This window comes from Microcoleus sp. BROC3 (assembly GCF_036702515.1).
Classification (GTDB): Bacteria; Cyanobacteriota; Cyanobacteriia; order Cyanobacteriales; family Microcoleaceae; genus Microcoleus.
Genome location: NZ_JAUBTQ010000019.1, coordinates 1 through 20098 on the forward strand (window position 1 = coordinate 1; position 20098 = coordinate 20098).

At 46.7% G+C, this 20098-nt stretch carries 17 protein-coding genes; 7 read left to right on the top strand and 10 right to left on the bottom strand.

What is annotated here, in order from left to right; translation table 11 throughout:
• Nucleotides 1–75: 75 nt before the first annotated feature.
• Both QUB30_RS14035 and QUB30_RS14040 read left to right on the top strand, forming a co-directional pair.
• Nucleotides 76–855 carry an LAGLIDADG family homing endonuclease gene (locus QUB30_RS14035; protein ID WP_333334168.1) on the top strand — a complete coding sequence of 260 codons (780 nt, stop codon included), beginning with the start codon at nt 76–78 and terminating at the stop codon, nt 853–855.
• Entirely contained in the window at nt 848–2446 is a 1599-nt protein-coding gene (locus tag QUB30_RS14040; RefSeq protein WP_333334170.1) for a helix-hairpin-helix domain-containing protein, read from the top strand. Before QUB30_RS14035 ends, QUB30_RS14040 begins: the two co-directional genes overlap by 8 nt.
• Here the strand turns inward: QUB30_RS14040 and QUB30_RS14045 are convergent.
• The 3 genes from QUB30_RS14045 to QUB30_RS14055 form a co-directional block, all read right to left on the bottom strand.
• Nucleotides 2423–4513, bottom strand: a complete 2091-nt coding sequence (locus tag QUB30_RS14045) for a serine/threonine-protein kinase (protein WP_333334172.1) — start codon at nt 4511–4513, stop codon at nt 2423–2425. The two genes, QUB30_RS14040 and QUB30_RS14045, sit on opposite strands and share 24 nt — an antisense overlap.
• 325 nt (nt 4514–4838) lie before the next feature.
• Nucleotides 4839–5177 carry a DUF3593 domain-containing protein gene (locus QUB30_RS14050; RefSeq protein ID WP_333334174.1) on the bottom strand — a complete coding sequence of 113 codons (339 nt, stop codon included), beginning with the start codon at nt 5175–5177 and terminating at the stop codon, nt 4839–4841.
• Nucleotides 5178–5474: 297 nt separating this feature from the next.
• Entirely contained in the window at nt 5475–6125 is a 651-nt protein-coding gene (locus QUB30_RS14055; protein ID WP_333334176.1) for an ATP-binding protein, read from the bottom strand.
• 614 nt (nt 6126–6739) lie between these two features.
• Here QUB30_RS14055 and QUB30_RS14060 point away from each other — a divergent pair.
• Nucleotides 6740–7444, top strand: coding sequence for a pentapeptide repeat-containing protein (locus QUB30_RS14060; RefSeq protein ID WP_333334178.1), 705 nt, complete (start codon nt 6740–6742; stop codon nt 7442–7444).
• 108 nt (nt 7445–7552) lie between these two features.
• Here the strand turns inward: QUB30_RS14060 and QUB30_RS14065 are convergent, their stop codons facing one another.
• Both QUB30_RS14065 and gatA read right to left on the bottom strand, forming a co-directional pair.
• A complete protein-coding gene (locus QUB30_RS14065; protein WP_333334180.1) occupies nt 7553–8611 on the bottom strand; it encodes an alpha/beta fold hydrolase in 1059 nt (352 codons plus the stop codon).
• Between the two features lie 118 nt (nt 8612–8729).
• Nucleotides 8730–10190 (bottom strand): Asp-tRNA(Asn)/Glu-tRNA(Gln) amidotransferase subunit GatA, encoded by a 1461-nt coding sequence (gene gatA / locus QUB30_RS14070; protein ID WP_333334182.1) that lies wholly within the window; start codon nt 10188–10190, stop codon nt 8730–8732.
• A 1381-nt stretch (nt 10191–11571) separates the two neighbouring features.
• Between gatA and QUB30_RS14075 the strand changes: the two genes are divergently transcribed.
• The 3 genes from QUB30_RS14075 to QUB30_RS14085 all read left to right on the top strand — a co-directional run bounded on the left by QUB30_RS14075 (nt 11572) and on the right by QUB30_RS14085 (nt 14432).
• Entirely contained in the window at nt 11572–12027 is a 456-nt protein-coding gene (locus QUB30_RS14075) for a helix-turn-helix domain-containing protein (protein WP_333239734.1), read from the top strand.
• Between the two features lie 210 nt (nt 12028–12237).
• A complete protein-coding gene (locus tag QUB30_RS14080) occupies nt 12238–13539 on the top strand; it encodes a serine hydrolase (RefSeq protein WP_333334184.1) in 1302 nt (433 codons plus the stop codon).
• 56 nt (nt 13540–13595) lie between these two features.
• The gene (locus tag QUB30_RS14085) at nt 13596–14432 is read left to right on the top strand and encodes an alpha/beta hydrolase (protein ID WP_333334186.1); all 837 of its coding nucleotides are present in this window, start codon (nt 13596–13598) and stop codon (nt 14430–14432) included.
• Between the two features lie 97 nt (nt 14433–14529).
• Here the strand turns inward: QUB30_RS14085 and QUB30_RS14090 are convergent, their stop codons facing one another.
• From QUB30_RS14090 to carA, 5 genes are all read right to left on the bottom strand, one after another.
• Nucleotides 14530–14808 carry a DUF1816 domain-containing protein gene (locus tag QUB30_RS14090; protein ID WP_333334188.1) on the bottom strand — a complete coding sequence of 93 codons (279 nt, stop codon included), beginning with the start codon at nt 14806–14808 and terminating at the stop codon, nt 14530–14532.
• 169 nt (nt 14809–14977) lie between these two features.
• A complete protein-coding gene (gene rlmB / locus QUB30_RS14095; protein ID WP_333334190.1) occupies nt 14978–16264 on the bottom strand; it encodes a 23S rRNA (guanosine(2251)-2'-O)-methyltransferase RlmB in 1287 nt (428 codons plus the stop codon).
• 325 nt (nt 16265–16589) lie between these two features.
• Nucleotides 16590–17036 carry a ribonuclease III domain-containing protein gene (locus QUB30_RS14100; RefSeq protein ID WP_333334192.1) on the bottom strand — a complete coding sequence of 149 codons (447 nt, stop codon included), beginning with the start codon at nt 17034–17036 and terminating at the stop codon, nt 16590–16592.
• A gap of 321 nt (nt 17037–17357) precedes the next feature.
• Nucleotides 17358–17714 (bottom strand): STAS domain-containing protein, encoded by a 357-nt coding sequence (locus QUB30_RS14105; protein WP_333239745.1) that lies wholly within the window; start codon nt 17712–17714, stop codon nt 17358–17360.
• Nucleotides 17715–17885: 171 nt separating this feature from the next.
• Complete coding sequence (gene carA, locus QUB30_RS14110; RefSeq protein ID WP_333334195.1) at nt 17886–19043, bottom strand: glutamine-hydrolyzing carbamoyl-phosphate synthase small subunit; 1158 nt, start codon at nt 19041–19043, stop codon at nt 17886–17888.
• On the opposite strand from carA, the gene QUB30_RS14115 reads away from it, so the two are divergent.
• A complete protein-coding gene (locus QUB30_RS14115) occupies nt 19042–20010 on the top strand; it encodes a retropepsin-like aspartic protease (RefSeq protein WP_333334197.1) in 969 nt (322 codons plus the stop codon). The genes carA and QUB30_RS14115 overlap by 2 nt on opposite strands.
• Nucleotides 20011–20098: the final 88 nt, after the last annotated feature.

Consider the following 20098-nt stretch of genomic DNA (forward strand, 5'->3'; position numbering starts at 1 on the left):
GCTAATTTACGATGATTACATTTATGTCCTATAACTTAACTATACAGAGGCTTTGATTGTTTTCGGAGATGTCTAATGTATCTCGACTATAGGCAGCTAAAATCGGAACACAAGGAACAAATCATTTCTGCTTTTAATCAGGGCATGGAGTGTCGAGACATTCCTAACTACCTTGGTGTGAGCGAAAGAGCAGTTTCAAGGGTTTTAAAAGAAGCGGACATTAATACTAAGCGGCGAAACCGCTATACTTTAAATGAGAGCTATTTTGATGTAATTGACTCTCAAGCTAAAGCTTATTTATTAGGATTGATAGCTGCTGATGGCTGCGTTACTCAAACTAATTATGTAGCTTTTGAATCTATTGACAAAGAACTTACAGAAATGCTCAGCATAGAGCTACAATACTCTGGTGAAATTAGAGTTATTCAGCCTCAAAATTATGCTCCTCACTACCGAATAAATTTTTCTTCTGAAAAGCTGGCAAGCTCTTTACAGGGCTACGGCATCATAACAGGAAGAACGTTTTCGGAAGTTACCTATTTCCCTAACTTAAAATATTTAGGGTCTTATGTGTTAGGCTATTTTGACGGTGACGGTTGTGCTTATGCAAACAAAGGTAGAAGTGGCGGTTTAGTCTGCATAGTTGGTTCCTTTGAATTTGCCCGCGAACTAGCAATGCACCTAGGGATGGGTTCTGTACAAGAGCATCAATTAAAAAAAGTTTATTATTGGAGAATCTTTAGTCGAAAAAATATACAAGCATTCTATGATTTTGTGTATCAATATCCCCGCTTGGGATTGCAACGAAAGAAAACTAATATAGAGGCTATTCTCAGGAGTTACAAACATGGTTAAAATTATTAGTCGAAAATCACTAGGAACTCAAGAAGTCTATGACATAGGCGTTGAACGAGAACATAACTTTATCCTAGAAAATAGTTTGGTGGCATCTAACTGTTTTAATAAATCCCATTCAATGGCCTATGCCTATATCACTTATCAAACGGCATATTTAAAGGCGAATTATCCTCTAGAATACATGGCTGCACTGCTGACTGCTAACAGGGGCGATCAGGATAAAGTACAGAAATATATTGCCAATTGTCTCAAGCTGGGTATTGAGGTTGAGCCGCCAGATGTTAATAGCTCGGAACTTACTTTTACACCGCTGCCAAAACTGATGACTGGAGCTGCAAAGGATAAAATTTTGTTTGGAATTTCTGCGGTGAAAAATGTGGGAGAAGCGGCGATTGAAAATATTTTAGCTGCGAGGCAAGAAGGGGGTAAGTTTAAATCGTTGTCTGATTTGTGCGATCGCGTAAATCTCCATTCTGTCAACCGCCGCGCTTTAGAAGCATTAATTCAATGCGGTGCTTTTGATAAAATTGAACACAATCGCAATCAATTAGTACACGACCTCGAAGGGGTGATTAAATGGGCGCAAGAGCGCAAAAGAGACCGAGAAAGCGGCCAAGGTAATCTTTTTGACTTGTTAGGTGGGAATAGCTTTGGCAAGTCAGTCAATACCTATGAGTCTGCGCCTAAATCTAAAGTGGTAAAAGATTTTGAAAAACAAGAAAAATTGCGTTTAGAAAAAGAACTGCTTGGCTTTTATGTGTCAGAACATCCCCTAAAGTTTCTCATGCAAGTAAACCCAGACCCCGATGTTGTGACTCTCGAACAGTTAGCAGATAAAAAGGGGAAAGTATCAGTTATTGTCATGCTCAGCGCTATCAAAATGGTAGTGACAAAAAAAGGCGATGCCATGGCTATTTTGCAGTTAGAAGATTTGACACATCAAATAAAAGCTGTTGTGTTCCCCAAGGCTTACGAACAAGTGAAGCCTTACATTGTAGAGAATGCTATCTTACAGATTAGTGGAAAAATCGAGAAAGATGGCGAGGAAATTCAGATAATTGTAGACACGGCCAAGCCGGTGGAAACAGTACAAGTTGAAGAGGAAATTGAGAAGGCGGAACCGGAAATAAATAACCATTGGCCGGCGGAACCAGTCAACGTTGTACGATCGACAAAACCTGTCGAAGTTTTAGAAATGGTGATTGTCAAGCTGACACCGCAGCAAGTACAAGACGGCAAAAAACTCAATTCCCTCAAAGCTATTTTGCAAGAACTTTCCAATCGTGGAGAAGGTGCTAGCGTTTCTGTCGGCGGAATTGTTGTCGGTGAATATTCCTGTCAACCCCTTCGCATTAACCGTCAATTGTGGGTGCAAGATGGCGAGGGAACTGTTAGCCGTCTTAATTCGGCTGGATTTGATGCTTGGGTTTTTCCTCTAGACAATCGCGGGGATGCTGCGGTGTTTCGAGAAATGCGATCGCAACTTAATGTACATTCTTGGGCCAGTCGTTTACTTGACACTGACACCGATCGCCTTCACAAGTATGTCACTTATCTCGCCCAACTAAACAGACGCGCGCCAAATTAACACTTCGCCGCCATCTCCACCGGTGACTAAAGTTTGACCGTCAGGACTAAAAGCCACCGGATTGCACCCAGCAAGAGAGCACAAACATTCTCCTGTTTCCAGGTTCCAGAGTTTAACCGTACCGTCTCGACTGCCGCTAGCCATAGTTTCGCGATCTGGACTAATCGCCACCGAAATTACCGCATCTGAATGCCCGCTCAAAGTATTAATCAATTCCCCTGTATCGGCATTCCACAATTTAACAGTAGCATCGGCACTTCCACTGACAATCATTTTGCCGTCTTGACTAAATGCGATCGCATAAACCCAATCTGAATGACCGACAAAAGTCCGTATACTCTCCCCAATACCTACAAGCCACATCTTGATAGTTGTGTCAGCACTGCCGCTGGCAAGCATCATACTTTGAGGGCGAAAACTAACAGATAAAACCTTGTCAGAATGTCCCGAAAGTTTTTGAACCAATTCTCCATTGCGCTGGTTCCACAATTTAATACTCTGGTCGCCGCTAGCACTCGCAATCGCTCCCGAGTCGCAACTAAAAGCCACCGAGTACACGGAGCCGTAGCGGTGGCTGTACGGCGAACCAAAATCGCTATAAAATTCGCGAATCATCGCCTTTTTATCCAGCTTCCACTCAATAACTTTTCTGTCAAAACTGCCGCTAACTAGCATTCTCCCGTCTGGGCTGATTGCCACAGCATCAACTGTTGCGGAATGGCCGAAAAAAGTATGGATGAATTCACCTGTTTGCAGGTTCCACAGCTTAATTGTTTTATCGTCACTGGCGCTCGCGAGAATATTGCCTTGAGGATTAATAACCACAGCATTAACCGGGGCTGAATGGCCCTGGAGAATGCGATCGCACCGCCAGTTATTAGACGATAATAATCTCGGATTGCCAGCGGATGGCACAACATGAATCTTCTGGGGCGGCGCGGCGGAGACGGCGGTTGCTGTATTGGGCTGCGAGTTAGTTACTGGCGAATTAATAGCGATTTTGGCGGGCGAATTATAACTGATTTGAGAGCGGGGATATTGCCCAAAATTTACCAAGTCTTGCAACACTTCAGCAGCGGATTGATATCGCTCTCGTACCGAATCTTTGAGTAATTTATTCAAAATAGTTGCTAATTTTTGGCTGACTTTTATGCCTTTTTGCGCCAAGTGCGATCGCCAAATCCATTTGCATTCCAAAGCATCGAACAAATCCTTCAAAACCGCCCCAGTTAGCAGGTGAATGCAGGTGACACCCAAACTGTAAAGGTCGCTCGCCGGATACGCCTTGCCGCTGCGAATTTGTTCGATGGGCGCATAGCCCGCAGTTCCAGTTATCGTCCCAGTTTGCGCCTCAGAAAGGCCGGTAATGTGCTTAGCAACTCCAAAATCAACTAGCACAAACTGACCCCCCCTGGCATTCCCCTGTACAGCAGCAGATTCAGCGACAATTAGCCCTTTCATACCAGCAGAAGATTGAGGTAAATTTGCTACTCCTTTTCGTTTACCAGGAGTCGAGCGGCCATATCCCGCCGCAGCCCACAAGGTTTGGGGAGTTCTCCGCACAATATTTTCCGGCTTAATATCCCGATGAATCACCTGCTGCTCGTGAACAAATTGCAAAACAGGCAACAAATTGATCAACAATTCCCAAATCTGTTCCTCGCAAAAAGCTCCCTGCTGCTGCAACTCCTGAAACAAATTATTTCCCTCGATTAACTCTTCCACAAGATACAGACGTTTGGCTTGTTCAAAAGAAGCCAGCAAACTTGGAATCTGCGGGTGTTCTCCGAGTTCGTGCAACCGATGAGCTTCTTGTTTGAACAGTGCAGTTGCCTTTTCTAATTCAGCTTTTTCTTGAACTTGGGGGAAAAATTGTTTGATGGCGCAGGGAGTTTTCAACCTATCTTCATCGACAGCTAAAAAAGTTCTGCCAAATGTTCCTTCACCGATAGGTTGAATTGCGCGGTAACGCTCTTTCAGTAGCAATTTAGAGCCGCACGCCAGACAAAAATTGGTTGAGTCAGCATTCTGCGGCTTTTGGCAATGGGGATTGAGGCAATAGCTCATCTTTTTTCCGGCCTGGAGATTCCCACCACAGCTAAACTTAGCAACATGGTAGTCTGTTTCCACTCACGCCCAGAGCACCATTCTCGATAATACCTGAGAAACTCGCTTTCTTAACCCAAAATCTCGGCTCTCAGGTTGAGCCCGTGGCAAGAAACCAAGGTTAGGACATTAGAAGTGCTTGATGTGAGTTTCCATATATTCTAATGCTTTCCTAAAATTTTGCAGGTTGGCAGCTCACAAACTGGTATGTCAACAGTTAACTGTTAACTAGGGCTATTCTGGAGCATTTATGCGGAGAGTAAATACCACACTGAGATGATCCCGGCTATTCTCCCCCGTCTAAAAGACCCTCTGGCTCCTCACCGCCCTTCTGTGAGGATGCTTTGGCTTTAATCACCGCTTCTCTAAAGCCTAAAACTAATAAAATATTGGCAAGTGTTAAGAATAGTTCCGCAGAACCGTGCAGCCAATCGACATTTGCTAGTGACTCGTTGTAGGCAACTTTTGCGTAAATTGCGGCGGGAATCGTCACCGCCACAAAAACGAGAGTGCCGTAAAATCCCATCAGAGCTAAACGGGGTGTTTTTCCCGATCGAGTCAAAAACCAGAGAAATCCCAAGTAGGGAAATAGAGACAGAACAAATAAACTTTCTTTGGAAATCATTAGTAATTGGTGAGCGACCAGATACTAGGATAAATTAAAATATCAAAAATTAGTGTTAATAATTTTTAACTTTTAATGTTGAGTTTTTAATATTTAATTAGACAGATGCACCCGTTTCTGTCAAACCGCTATAGAATCCCCCAAGACCATAGCTCTTAACCCAAGCCGCAGCAGGTTGGCAGTATTCAAAACCCCTCACCCACGCGGAGACAAAACCCGTAACTTTTCCCCTAACACCGTTTTTAGAATAACACATTTTTCACCGTGCCAGTGTGTTAATTGTCCATCACCCCAAAGCTACCCAGCAATTAGAAATAGAGACGGTTCCAAAGTTTTTTGTCTGCTAGGCATCAAGCAAGCATCGTTCAAAACATCTAAATCCAACGCGTTATTTCTATCTGCTGCCCTAATTTCCTTTAGCTTAGCATCAAAATCAAAACACGGCCCGCAATCCCAAACTTTGAGTTCCAACCGTCCGTTAAACACCGTAATTTCGAGTTGAACAGGAGTTTCTACTGGCAGATTTTTGTGAGCGTGGCGAACTGCATTAGTGAAACCTTCAGCCAACGCCAACTGAAACTTCCACCAAACTTCATTGGGTAGCGATAAATCTTTCAACTGCTCAAACCACAACAAAACTCGAGTTAAAGCATTGACATCTGTGTTGACTTGCAGGCTAATATGTTGAACACAAGTTTCAAGCAGCTCTTCTTCCTGCTGTTTTTCAGTCTGCCAATCCCAGGTGTTTAATAAATTCATTAACCCATCTAAAACGCTAGCTTTTTTTATATTTTGGGATCGATTGCAACCTTCTACTTCGTAACTTTTGCTCAGCGACAAACAATTTCGATTGTCGAGAGTCCGGGTGTAACTTACCTCGTCTGCAATCTGCCACATGAGTTTGATCCCCCTGCCGCCTTCTGCAAGTTGATCTATGCTGTTCGACATCTATTTTCCTCGTCTGAAAGTATTAGGTGTACCCTATTTTCCCACCCGCCGAGACATTTGGTATGTTTTTTATACTTGTTTGCTCGGTATTATTTCGGGGATCATACAAAAATGCTATCTTTTTTAGAGAAGGCAGCACATCAGCAATATGTCTTAAGAGTCTAAGCCAATTGGCTTATTTACCGATCGCCTGTACGGATAACGATCGCCCTCGGCAGCAAAATCCAACTGCATCGATTACAAATACTTATCCGTTGTCGGAGTCCGCCACTTGTCGCAGCCGTCGCCAGAATCCCTGGTATTCAGGGACTCCGGCCGTTCGCCGCTGCAAGGGAGCCTTGATGTGCGGGCTTTCATCCCCAACGCGTAAGTAATATCCGTGAGCGCGATCGAACCTTACACCGTCGAGCCGCGTCCATCCACTAGACTAGGACTTACGCAAACCACCCAGTTTCTGCTTAGAATATTGGGTTTGACAGCCAGGAATTAACGAGGAAACCGGGTTTTTGGTCCCCCGCGCGAAAGTCCAGCAGACAAATCGGTGTTGAAAGGCAGTTACAGGACTTACCAAGACTATGACCAAAATCAAACTGAAAATTCTGACTGCAGCGATAATGCTACTCCCATTTTGCGCCGCACTTCCCTTACAAGCTCAAAATCAGTCTCTAGTCAAGCGGCTGCTAGAAACCAGAGGATGTCCCGGATGCGACTTATTTGGCGCTTCCTTGAGCCGTGCAGATTTGTTTGGCGCTTCCTTAAGCCGCGCCACTCTCAGCAGGGCTGACTTAGTTGATGCCGACTTGACTGCGGCTGATTTAATGGAAGCTAATTTAAACAACGCCAACATGAGAAACGCCTTTTTGGCCGACGCCGACCTCAGCAAAGCCGACATGAGCAGGGCAGACATCAGGGGAGCCAACTTAGAAAATGCCAACCTCAGCGAGAGTTTTCTGCCAGACGCATCCCTCCAGTTGGCGAACTTAAAATGCAGTAATTTGAGCGCCGCTAAACTAACTCGAACCGACCTGAGAAATGCCGATTTAAGCGGTGCAAATCTCAGCGGTGCAGACCTCAAAGAAGCCGATTTAAGCGGTGCAAATCTCAGCGGTGCAGACCTTAGATCGGCCGACTTGAGGGATGCAAGATTGAACAAAGCTAATCTCACAGATGCCAATCTCTGCGGTGCCCGGATGCCAAACCAAAAAACATCTCGGCGAGGCTGCGAAGTTAAGAAAGAACAAGCGATAAGCACGAACAATTACTGCAATTACTGCTATGCCTTGAATGACTGGTGGCTGAATGTATTAAGGTTGCAGTAAGCGATATCATCGCGATAACTGCTCTGTTTCAGATATGTACTGTTATAAAGAAGTGCGAGCAGGCGGTACAGATATCCAACTCAACCTGTTACCGCCAACAGCTTTTATCTAGTTTGAAGAACCTAAAAATTGGCTCAGTATTTGCAGATATTCTGCGCCCCCGATCTGTGCCACATTAGTGTGACCTCCATCAGGAACTATGTACAACTGTTTGGGCTCAGGTGCTGCCTCAAACATTTTTTTGCTCATTTCCACTGGAACTACATTGTCAGCAGTCCCGTGAATAAACAGCACGGGCATTTGCAGGCGATCGACTTTTGAAAGAGAATCAAACCGCTGTGTCAGCAAAAAATCGATCGGAAACATCCAAAACAGCCCTTTTTGGAAATCCACCATCGCCCGCGTCGAAGTAAAAGAGCCTTCTACAATTAACCCGGCCGCCTCCGGGTGGCGCACTGCCAGATCGATCGCGATCGCCCCTCCCAAAGAATGACCGTAGATATAAATTTGATTCGGGTTAATCCCCCGCTGTTTCACCAAATAATCCCAAGCAAGTTGAGCATCCTCATAAACCTGAGATTCACTCGGAAAATCGCCTTGGCTTTTTCCATAACCGCGATAATCCATCACAAATACCGACAAACCTAATCGATGAAATCGATTAGCGTGTTCGACATTTGCTCCCACATTTGAAGCATTGCCGTGCAGGTACAAAACTACCCCCCCTAACCCCCCCTTGTTAAGGGGGGGAACCGGAGCGACTGCCGGTCTCTCACTTTGCGGGGACGTTCCGACTCCTCTAGCTCCCCCCCTTGGCAAGGGGGGGCTGGGGGGGGTATCCGAGTCTCCGGTGTTAACAGAGGGAACAGCCTCCCCCTTTCTTGCTCCGCCCCTTGCTAAGGGGGGGCTGGGGGGATTTTCCGAGGCCGGAATCCACCACCCGTGCACGCTGTCCGCCGCGCCTGTTTTAGTTGGAATTGGCAGCCAAACATCTTGATATTTCAACTGAAAATCATCTGGCGTAGTTTCGATCGCTCGCGCCGGAAAAAAGATAAACTTACCTTGCGCTACAAATAGGAATACACAAGCAGCAGAATAAGCAACGGCCAAAACTATCCCAAAAGCTATTAGCGATTTAGACAAAAGGAATACTAGCAACTTGTTCATAGATAGAGCACGCGGGAAATTAGAGATCGCTCAAAAGCTAATGGCAAATGATTAATTCAGACAATTAGCCAAGATCGATTACTAACTTCCGCCGCCGTATTCCGCCGAATTTCAAAAATTAATCCAATTCCGGGTGGTGCAAGTGCCAATTCGTAGACTGTTCGTAAGCGTGAGCCACTTGAAACAGCCGAGATTCTTGCAAAAGATTACCAATCAGTTGTATGCCCACCGGCATTCCTTTATCATCAAATCCGCAAGGCAAACTCAAAGCTGGCAAACCAGCAAGATTCACCGGAATAGTCATCAAATCTGACAAATACATACTCAGGGGATCGTTAAATTTTTCGCCTGCTTTAAATGCGGTAGTAGGAGCTGTGGGACACACTAAAACATCAACTTGAGAAAAAGCTTTTTCAAAGTCTTCTTTAATCAAAGTCCGAACTTTTTGAGCTTTTAGATAATAGGCATCGTAATATCCAGCCGACAATACGTAAGTGCCGATCGCAATCCGGCGTTTAACTTCCGCACCGAACCCTTGAGAGCGGGTTTTGGCATACATATCCAAAAGATTATCGGGATCAGGAGACCGGAAACCGTACTTCACTCCATCATATCGCGCCAAATTTGCCGAAGCTTCGGAGGGAGCAATGATGTAGTAAGTGGGCAAACCGTAGCGGAAGCGGGGACAAGAAATGACTTGAATTTCTGCGCCCAATTGTTGAAATTGCTCGATCGCCTTAGTAACAGCGTCTTTAACCCCCGAGTCCAGCCCTACACCAAAAGTTTCTTTAATTACACCAATTCTAATCTGACCCTTCGGTCGCAAACTGGGTCTTAAAGCTTGAGCGTAGTCAGGAATTGGGACATTAAGACTCGTGGAATCTCTCGGATCATAACCGGCGATCGCCCCCAACAAAATCGCCGTATCCTCAACAGTCCGGCCAAAGGGCCCGATTTGATCGAGAGAAGAAGCATAGGCCACCAAACCGTAGCGAGAAACCAACCCATAAGTCGGTTTCAGCCCCACTAACCCGCAAAAAGCAGCAGGTTGGCGGATCGAGCCCCCAGTATCCGAACCCAAACTCACGACGCATTCTCCAGCGGCCACTGCTGCGGCAGAACCGCCAGAAGACCCTCCGGGCACGCGCTCCAAGTCCCAAGGATTCGCGGTAACTTGATAAGCAGAAGTTTCTGTCGAGCTCCCCATTGCAAACTCGTCCATATTCGCCTTACCCACAATCACCGCACCGGCTGCTTGGAGTTTGGAGACGACTGTTGCATCGTAGGGAGGCACAAAATTCTCCAAAATCCGAGATGCACAGGTTGTGGGAATGCCCTCGGTGCACATATTGTCTTTAACGGCGATCGGGATGCCGGCCAACAGGCCAATTTGCTCTCCGGCTGCGATTTGAGCATCCACTCTATGGGCCTGCGCCAATGCTCTGTCTGCCGTCACGCACAGAAAGCTTTTCAACTTAGGCTCTAGCTGGGTAATTCGGTCTAATGCTTCTTGAGTAATTTCCACAGCAGAGCGTTCTTTATTGACCAGTTGTCGGTGCAACTCGCGGATGGATGCCATGCTCTTACCTTTATTATTTCTACTTTGAGACAATACAGTTAATATAGCTGGCAATTGTACCTGCTTACAGCCCGAAGGCAAAGTCTGCTATTTTTGTGGCGAAAGTTCGATCGCGCGATCGGCTCCTTTACATCAAACTTATTCAGTGCCAATTCTCACACCGTTTCTAACACCGTACATAAAACTGCGAGCGACTTTTTTACCTACTCTTTAAAAAAAAGCACTCTGCCGTAACTCTGCTACGATTAATATCGCTTTTGCTTGCATCGGAATTATAATCTTTCGAGTGCATCGCTAGGAGTGAAGCTCGCGAGTTCGATATTATTCGGATGCAAGCAGCGTTGAGGTTTATGTCGCGAGCGTCTCGATCGCAAGCTCGATCTTATTTGGATGTAACGGGATTTGATATAACCTCGGCAATGTCCAGGGACTGAGGTAACAAATATCGATCAAATCCTTAAATAAAAATTCGCAACCCGTCGATTATTGCTACTAAAAAAAAATTTCTTTTTCCACTAAGAGCAGCACAGTTATAACATCCGCCAGACAAAATTTTGTTAAAAAACAATTTTTTACAAGCTTAAATATAAATGGTGTATGTAAACCAGAAGTTTATTGACCAGACTAAAAATTGAGAAGAAAATCACCGTAACCTTAAACTAATTCCCGATAGTTTTGAGTATATTTATGAGTAATTTGTCCGCATTTTATTGGTATTTTTGAACTGTAAAAATTACCATGTTCTCGATAATTTAGCGTTTTCAAGCAAGCATATTCAGAAGCATATCTAGCAGGTTTTAACTGGGATTACCCGCCTAACACCCCAGAACCAACAGAAGAAGAAATAGAGAATTATGAATAAGAAGGTATTAGCTTCTGGCTGCAACTTCAAAAAAAATTATGGCTAGATTATGAAGAGCACTATTTTAATCAAAAATTACTGAAAGTTATCAGTTATCCGAGTGAATAAATGGCTGCGGTGCGATCGAAGAAAATAGCGACCGACATTCTCCCATCGGCGTTGATTGGGGGACGAGCCAAAAAGCCTGTGAGAAATTTGCAGTTCACAAAAAAGGTCGCTCGCCCCTTCATCGATCCGAACAAAAGAGCATCGCGCTTACTGTAGCCTATGGGTCAAAGTTTTAGCTGCCGGGACGATCGCAGCTTGTCCGAGTTGCGACGGATCGAAACGCTCACAGCCACGGGGACGCCTATTGTTCCACACACCTGCAAAAAAACAGCAGCCTTCTTCAACTCCGTGCATCTGCGACCAAAAAAGCTACGCATTTGCCCCAACGATCCCCAGCCTCAAAATTTCATCCGGAATTATCCCCAAAACCAAAGATATATGGTAAGAAGTTCCCGATGCCCCGTTGGAGGAATGCCACCTAAAGCTCACTTAGAATCCCACCTGACGGCAGAGGAACTCAAAATTCGCTACCGGCAGGCACAAAACACCACAGAGTCGCGCCGCTGGCACTTGCTGCTGTTAGTTTCCCGAAATTGGACTATCAAACAAGCAGCCCAAGTCGTAGGCCTCAACTACGACTACGCCAAAGAAATTGTCCAGCGCTACAACCGAGAAGGGCCAGACTCTGTGAGAAACCGCAGCGGAGACCGTCAGCCCCCTCCTGCAAAATCCTTGCTGAATCCAGAACAGCAAGAAGAACTGCGACAAGCGCTGCAAGGATCTGCCCCCGACGGCGGAGACTGGACAGGCCCCAAAGTAGCTCGCTGGATTGCCGAAAAGACCGATAGCGCTCATGTCTGGCCCCAACGCGGCTGGGATTACCTCAAACGGTTGGGTGCTGACTGGCGGCGGCGGCGCAAAAAGTAGATAGTTTGCAATATTTAGAGGGGGTTGATTGCCTTCGTGCGATCGCTCCCTTTATTTTGGTTGTTTTGCCGCGATCTAACTTTCCGATTTCACCTTGTAGATTGTAGATTTGTTCTGTAATCTAAAATCTAAAATCTAAAATCTAAAATCGTTTGACTCCTGTAACAATAGCTGCTTATATTGAATTTGGTTGTGTTGAGGATGTTGAATATGCGAGAGTTCAAGCGTTTTTTGTCGATCGCAAACAAAATGGCGGCAGCAGTAGCCGGCATCGGACTGGTTCAGATGTTAACCATCGCAAGTTCATTCTCTCAATCATCTAACCCGCGTTCCCTAGACGAACTCTACAAAATTCGCGATCTGCTCGTCACCGAATTAGAACAACCCCCCTCTCCCTCCCCAGAACCAACCCTGCTCTCGCGCTTAGTTCCCCTCGCCGCCAATCCTCAAGAACAACTGCTACAGCAGTTGCAAGCGGTGGAAGCTCAAATATTAGTAGAACAGAGGGCTAACGACAACTTACAGCAAGCAGTCCGTTTAGCCAACCGAGCCGTAGAAACTAAACGGCAGCAAAATAAGTCGATCGAATCTTCACAGCAAACTCAATTTTTGTGGAACCAGGCCCTCAACAACTTGCAGGAAGTTCCTCAATATTCATTTTTAGCTTCCCTCACTGCCTCAAAAACTCAAGAATACCGGGAAAATTTAACGGCAGCCACCTCTCAAGTGCAGCAAGCAAAATCTGATTTTTTGGCTGCGGTTGCCCGGGAAAGCGGCTTGTCTGAGAAAGCTTCGATCGGTGTTTGCAACCTTTCTAGAGAGTGCGTAAACCTCCGGGGCGATGTGCCTCCTGTCAGTCCAGCCAGCTTAATTAAATTGCCGATTGCTGTTGCCCTGATGCAAAAAGTCGAAAAAGAAAAAATTAGTCTGAACAAGGAAGTATTCGTCAGTCGCGGTAATTTTACCGAAGACGCATCGGCAAAGATTACGTCCAATCGCAATTACCCGCTACAGCTACTGTTAGAAGAAATGATCGATCGCAGCAGCAATACCGCCACCAATCAACTTATTGATTATTTGGGTTCCGATTACATCAATCAATTCTTAGACAATCGCGGCTACCAAGTCACCCGCGTCAACTTCAAATTAATGGGGGAAAAGATTATGCCCGCCAACCCCGGTTCCGGCCCCAACCGCTTGACTGCTAACGAACTCACCGAAATGATGGTGCAAATTTACAATGGCGAAACACCTGGTGCTAAACTGTTAATAGAAACTCTCAACCGCCAGTACGATCGCGCTCTGGGATTTGCCGCCTTGGAAGGAACTAAAGCTCAGTGGTTGGGCGAAAAAACCGGCCAAAATTCCCTGGTTCTGGGCACAACTTTAGCGATGAGCATTGATGGCGAAGCCTATGTCATGACTGTGATTGACAGCCGCAGCAGCGATCTGCAAATGCGCCAGTCTATTTCTAAAATTGCCGATTACATTAGTAATAATCCCAGCTTTTAACGCTTGGAATACACAATTTATAGCGGGGGACGACGCACCCCCCAAACAGTTAAAAAATGGCGCATCAAAAACTAAGCGTTTCCGTCAAAGGCGAAGGGTTTCCGATTCTCTGCTTGCACGGTCATCCAGGTTCCGGCGATTGTATGTCCGTCTTCACAGAACACTTATCAAAGCGGTTCCAGACGATCGCCCCAGACTTGCGCGGATACGGCAACAGCCGCACCTCCACTCGCTTTGAAATGACCGACCACCTCCTCGATTTAGAGGCACTGTTAGACAGATTGGGAGTCGATCGGTGTTTGGTGCTCGGATGGTCTTTGGGAGGGATTTTAGCCCTGGAATTAGCCATGAAATATCCACAGCGAGTCACCGGTTTGATTGTACTCGCCTCCGCCGCCAAACCGCGAGGAAGTCACCCTCCCATCTCTTGGCAAGATAACCTTTACACCGGTTTAGCCGGAATTATCAATTGGGCGATACCCGGTTGGCAGTGGAATATCGATACTTTTGGCAGGCGATCGCTCTTTCGCTACTTGATACAGCAGCATACAGCGACGCCTTACCGCTATCTCGCCGCCGCCGGTACCCCCGCCTACCTCAAGACCGGAAACGTCGCTACAAACGCGTTAAATACCGCTCTGAGGGCCGGATACAACCGGCTGCTCCACCTCGGCGACATTCAATGTCCCTGCTTGGTGCTCGCCGGAGAGGCCGATCGGCACATCACCTCGGCATCAAGTTTAGAAACAGCCCGCCACCTCCACGAATGTCAGTGGCAGTGCTATCCAAATACAGCCCACTTGTTCCCTTGGGAAATTCCCGATCGGGTACTCGCAGACATCGATCGCTGGATTGAATGTTTCCCCGAAGCAGTTGACAATTGCGAGTGTTGAGTTTTTAGTTGGTCACAAGTAATTTATTCCCAACAGTAAAGAGTTTTGGATTTACCACCCAAAACTCAAAACTCCAAACTCAAAATTCCCTCTGCTTCTACTGACCGCTCAAAACAGGCAACAGCCCTCCCTCACCAAGCTTTCCCAAATCATCTGCCACCGTCAAAGTAATAGGTTTGCAGCGGTGAATCGAAACACTAATACCTTCTGCACCTTCATTTTCTATGTCTTCTACATATCCTGCTTTTGCACCTTCGGCCTCTTGAGAAGTCAAGAACGGGCCAAAATAGTAAATGCACCGCGGCGCTGAAGTTTTAACTTCAACCCACCAAGCCAATCCGAAGAAGTTGAGCAAGCTAATCAAGAGTTCTTTCATGTGATTTTGTAATGTATTTTACGGTTTTTTCCAGAGTGGTGCAGGCAAGGCCTAGACCTTGGTTATGCACACTTTGTTATACTGTGTTGCATTCTTTTTTTCAATCACCGAAGATGGGAAGCTTGGGGGGCAAGAAGCCCCCGGCTTTAGGAGGTGGGGCTAATTACCCTTACGATCCGTGTACGTGAAACTTTTTGGGCCCGCGCTGGCGGTAAATTTCGTATAGAGCCATACCCGTGGCTACGGAGACATTAAGGCTAGGAGTATGGCCCCTTAAAGGAATTGAAACTAATCCGTCACAACCGCGCTGTATCAAAAGGCTCAAACCGTCAGCTTCACCACCCACCACTAAAACAGTGGGTCCGGAGAACTTGACTGTCTCTACCGATTGACCGACGCCTGCTGCAGTGCCATAAATCCAGAATCCAGCCTCTTTCAATTCTTCCAGCGCCCGGTTAAGATTGACAACTCTTGCCACTGGCAGGCTTTCCAATGCTCCGGCTGCCACTTTTCTCACTGCCGAGGTAATCCCAACAGCCCGCCGCTGCGGAATCACCATGCCCTGAGATCCCAATGCTTCTGCGGTGCGAATAATCGCCCCTAGATTATGCGGGTCGTTGAGTCCTTCTGCTACCACAATTACTGGATCTTCGCAAGCAGACTTAGCCTTCGCGATCAGTTCGCTCAAATCCAGGTATTCGTAAGCTGATACTTGAGCTGCTACGCCTTGGTGGTTTGCTTTGCGCGTGATGTAGTCGAGGCGCAAATCGTCTACTTCATCAATGATGCTGCCGTTGGCCTTGGCTTCGGTTAGCAAGCTGTGAAAGCGGGGATCGTAGCGCAGGTGCGGGACAACCCAGATCCGGTTGAGCACTTGGTTTGTTTCTAAAGCTGCTTGCACCGCATGGCGGCCGTAAATCATGTCTGTGTCTGTGTCTGGTTGCACGACTGTATTTGAGGCACTGTCAACAGGGCGAGTGTCTCTCTCTTTGTCTCTGTCTCTGAAATGGTTGCCCCGGAATTCCTGCGGGCTACTGTCTTTGTCTCTGTCTTTGTAATAATTGCCCCGCGATTGCTGGGGGCTGCTGTCTCTGTCTCTGTCTCTGAAATTGTTGCGGGCCGGCTGGGGGCTGCTGTCTCTGTCTCTGTCTTGGTAATAATTGCCCCGGGATTCCTGCGGGCTACTGTCTCTGTCTTGGAAAGGATTATTTCTGCGAAGGGACGGTTGGCTGTCGGAATCGACTCTCCGTTTGAAAATTGCTCGCACGGGCATTTCTCGGGATTGGGGGGAGAAGGTCGATCTTTTTTGAGGCGCGTCTATTCCGCCAGTGTCGGGACGGGGCTTGCGTTCAAAACGGGGAGACGATGGTTGTGAGTCCTGACGGCGACCTTCGCTTTTGAATGGCTTGCTGTCGGAATTCGATCGCGAGGAGTTTGGTTTGGTAAATTTTCTCATGGGTTTCTTGTGGCAGTCAAAACGATTTTTGATTTTCGATTTTCGATTGAAGAATTGACGGAGCAATCTTGGGGCTTTGAGATTTTAGATTGGCTGGAGAGGAAGCATTGATTGAATAATTGAAGAATTAACGGATGAATCTTGAGGCTGTGAGATTTTAGATTGGCTGGAGAGGGAGCAAGGATTTTACTGTGCTAAAGTTGCTAATTAATGGCCGATCGATCCTGTTTGCCCGATCGAGATTTTTGCTGTTTTATGTTAGCCACCGTGGCAGGATGGTTAATTAATCTTCCCCATTCCCAACTCTTAACTGCTACAACATCCTTTAAGTCTCAAGTTCTAAAAGTGCCAAAAGTTCGGTCAATCTTTCGGGATCGGTGAGGTACAAATATCCGACCAAGGTTTCTAAGCTGCTGGCTTGTTGGTATATTTCTGGATCTGCTCGCTTAGAACGGCCCGATGCGGCATTGCGCCCGCGCTTGACAATTGCTAATTCTATACTGTTCAAGTAAGGAGAGAGCGATCGCAAGTGACGCGCTTGAGTTTCGGCTCGTACTTGCCCCACCACCAATTCGTGATAAGCTTGCAATCTTTTGGGTGGCACTAAGTACGAACTCCGAACGTAGAGTTCGTACACTGCATCTCCCAAATATGCCCACGCTGCGGGCGAAATCCTTTCTATATCTGCTGGTGTAGCCCTCGCAGGATGCTGTCGATTTAAACTGATATCAGTCAGACTCAGTTTGAGCCCGTCATCTGCGATCGGCGACATACTTTTTTAAATAAAACTTCCGCACAGCTTGGTTTTTCTAGTCACTTACTTATTTCGTCTTTCGTCACTTCAGCAATTATAGCGACTGCACGGCTTTGTTAACGCGATCGCTACCTGCTTGTTCCCTACTTCTTATACCATTTTTCCGCGTGTTTGCCACAAATATTTTACTGGCTATCCACCGGATATCAAAGCATCCAGGGAAATAGCGGCTTGTGCGTGTCGCAGCTTCTGGGAAAATCGGTATTGTTATACCAGCACAACCATAAAAATTTGCTATCCAGCGTTGATAACCGGATAGCTAATTAAATCCACTTTTCGTCAAGCATCCTTGACGTTTTTTACCGCCTCATCAACCGAAGGCTGCAAAGACAAAAATTTCTCTAAGCGAACCAGTTTAACAGTCTGAGTTACGCGAGGATTTGAGACAATTTGCAATGTCCCCTCCAATGTTTGGGCTTTCTTGACAAGTTGCACAAGTGCACCCAAGCCTGAACTGTCCACAAAATCTATCTGAGACAAGTCCAAAACTACGTGTTTTGGGCCCTCGTCAATACATTTGCTCAGTACCTTCCGAAAAGTTGCCTCAGAAAAAGCGTCCAGCAGGCCAGTCAGGCGAAATAACTGATAGTTATTCTTGACTTCGCGAGTGCCTCTGAGGCTAACGGTCAGGGTCAATGACTCAGGAATGACACCCTCCTAGCTAGATATGGCTTAAAGTCGAGGCTTCATTATAGGAGTTTTTTGGTCTTTTGTCTACAGTTTTTTTAGTCAGCGGTTTTTAGTTTTTTTTGAGGCAGCAGTCATTAGCGGACTGCTGACTGCTGACGAATGACGAATGACGAATGACTACTTACTGCTGGCTACTTTCTGATTGTCTCGCATTGACTGCACGAATCGATCGAATAAATAGTCGGCGTCGTGCGGGCCGGGACTGGCTTCCGGGTGGTACTGGACTGAGAACAGCGGCAGGGTTTTGTGCTTCAATCCGGCTACGGTGCGATCGTTCAAGTTGAGATGAGTAATTTCTACTTCGGGGACTAGGGAATCCGGGTCGATCGCAAAACCGTGATTTTGGCTAGTAATTTCTATTCGCTGGGTTAAACCCGCCGGCTGATTCAATCCCCGGTGGCCGAACTTGAGTTTAAAAGTTTCTGCACCCAAGGAAAGTCCCAAAATCTGGTGTCCCATGCAGATACCGAATACAGGTTTGTCCGAATTCAACAGAGCTTTTGCCGTCGCGATCCCTTCCGTTACCGTCGCGGGATCTCCCGGGCCGTTGGACAGAAAAATGCCATCCGGGTTGTATTTGAGGATTTCCTCTGGCGACGTGTCAGCGGGGACAACGATCACCCGACACCCGTAACTTGCCAAACGCCGCAGGATGTTGCGCTTGATCCCAAAATCGATCGCTACCACCGTCCACATTTTGCCGCTAGCAGGTTTGACTGTGGGACTGAACTCCCAAACCGAATCCGTGGCTTCAGACCACTCGTAAACCTTGCGGGTGGTCACTTCCCCAACCAGATTCAGCCCGGCCATGCTGGGGGCCTGTTGCACTTGCTCCAAAAGCTCCGCCTGGTCGAGAATCGCGGTCGAAATGCCGCCGTTGATTGCTCCCACCGTGCGAATTTTGCGAGTGAGGGCGCGGGTGTCGATCCCGTAAATGCCCGGGATATCGTACTGTTTCAGGTAGTCTTGCAGAGATTGCGAGCAGCGCCAGTTGCTGGGGCGGCTGCATACGTTGCGGGCGATCGCACCCCGAATTTGCGGGCGCGAAGATTCTTCGTCTTCGAGATTTACCCCGGTATTGCCCAATTCTGGATAAGTAAAAGTTACAATTTGACCGCAATAGCTGGGATCGGTCAATACTTCTTGGTAGCCCGTCATTCCCGTATTAAATACTACCTCGCCAACGACGGTGGCTTCAGCGCCAAACGACCAGCCGCGGTAAGCAGTACCGTCAGCCAGGACTAGGAGAGCGGGTTGTGCAGTTGAAAGTGACATGGCATCCTTAATTACTTTCGTTTGGTTTAATTCTTACCACTGCCAGGGATTTGATGCTAGTCGGCAATATACAGATATTATTTTAATTTGTGCAAGAGTTCGGCAAAGCAAGGCACTTATGCCGGAGGCAGAAGCAACAGGTAATCAAAAAGCTGCAACAACTGCAAATTGTCCTACTCCCCACCCTCGGCATCTCCCACTCTCTCCATCTCCCTCTGGGCCAGCAATTGATCTGCCAGCAGCTTATGAGGGCCCAAAGTCTAAATCTATACCAAAAGGCAGTTGTCGCTGTTACGATCGAGCTACAGCGTTTAACGAAATTATGGCTAGCAAATCTCCCTTGCCTTTACTCTCAAACTTATACAAGCATCTACTGAACGCTCAAAAACTGCGCAAACCGTTACTGGTTGTAACAACAGTTATTTCTTTGAGCAGTTCAATTTTAGTAGGGACTGTTGCCCACTCCTCGCGAGCAGTGGCTCAAGAAAGTGAGGGATGCTTCATGCGCAGCTCGTCAGGCCGAACCCTCAACCTCAGCCAATCAGTCTGCGGTTTTCTCCCCGAAGCCTTGAATCCCGCTACTTCGCCCGCGGCGAAGTCTGGAGTATTTCAGGCAAAAATTAAACGCCGAGAGGCTAATATCCCCGTCATAGAAGTCACGTTTAACGGCAAACAAAAGTTCGAGATGATGGTAGATTCTGGAGCTAGTGGCACAGTAATTACACCAGCAATGGCTAAAGCCTTGGGCGTTGTTCTTCAGGGAACAGTGCAAGCACAAACTCCCAACGGAGTGGCTACTTTTCCCCTCGGTCGCCTGACTTCTATTGAAGCTGGGGGTCTGGCGGTTCAAAATGTAGTTGTTGCCATCTCGCCATCCCTAGATATCGGACTTTTGGGTCACGATTTTTTTGGTAATAAAGATGTGACTATTAAGCAAGATGTCATTGAATTTCGACCGCGCTCTTAAAAAAAACGAATAAGTCCGAGGGAAGAAGTAAAGAAAAATTGAAAATTCAATAATTTTTCTTGTTGGTTAGTTAAAACAAAAAATTCCT

Coding starts and splice junctions, on each gene's coding strand:
- QUB30_RS14035 (WP_333334168.1), top strand. CDS start 76: ATGTATCTCGACTATAGGCAGCTAAAATCGGAACACAAGGAACAAATC.
- QUB30_RS14040 (WP_333334170.1), top strand. CDS start 848: ATGGTTAAAATTATTAGTCGAAAATCACTAGGAACTCAAGAAGTCTAT.
- QUB30_RS14045 (WP_333334172.1), bottom strand. CDS start 4,513: ATGAGCTATTGCCTCAATCCCCATTGCCAAAAGCCGCAGAATGCTGAC.
- QUB30_RS14050 (WP_333334174.1), bottom strand. CDS start 5,177: ATGATTTCCAAAGAAAGTTTATTTGTTCTGTCTCTATTTCCCTACTTG.
- QUB30_RS14055 (WP_333334176.1), bottom strand. CDS start 6,125: ATGTCGAACAGCATAGATCAACTTGCAGAAGGCGGCAGGGGGATCAAA.
- QUB30_RS14060 (WP_333334178.1), top strand. CDS start 6,740: ATGCTACTCCCATTTTGCGCCGCACTTCCCTTACAAGCTCAAAATCAG.
- QUB30_RS14065 (WP_333334180.1), bottom strand. CDS start 8,611: ATGAACAAGTTGCTAGTATTCCTTTTGTCTAAATCGCTAATAGCTTTT.
- gatA (WP_333334182.1), bottom strand. CDS start 10,190: ATGGCATCCATCCGCGAGTTGCACCGACAACTGGTCAATAAAGAACGC.
- QUB30_RS14075 (WP_333239734.1), top strand. CDS start 11,572: ATGCCACCTAAAGCTCACTTAGAATCCCACCTGACGGCAGAGGAACTC.
- QUB30_RS14080 (WP_333334184.1), top strand. CDS start 12,238: ATGCGAGAGTTCAAGCGTTTTTTGTCGATCGCAAACAAAATGGCGGCA.
- QUB30_RS14085 (WP_333334186.1), top strand. CDS start 13,596: ATGGCGCATCAAAAACTAAGCGTTTCCGTCAAAGGCGAAGGGTTTCCG.
- QUB30_RS14090 (WP_333334188.1), bottom strand. CDS start 14,808: ATGAAAGAACTCTTGATTAGCTTGCTCAACTTCTTCGGATTGGCTTGG.
- rlmB (WP_333334190.1), bottom strand. CDS start 16,264: ATGAGAAAATTTACCAAACCAAACTCCTCGCGATCGAATTCCGACAGC.
- QUB30_RS14100 (WP_333334192.1), bottom strand. CDS start 17,036: ATGTCGCCGATCGCAGATGACGGGCTCAAACTGAGTCTGACTGATATC.
- QUB30_RS14115 (WP_333334197.1), top strand. CDS start 19,042: ATGGCATCCTTAATTACTTTCGTTTGGTTTAATTCTTACCACTGCCAG.
- carA (WP_333334195.1), bottom strand. CDS start 19,043: ATGTCACTTTCAACTGCACAACCCGCTCTCCTAGTCCTGGCTGACGGT.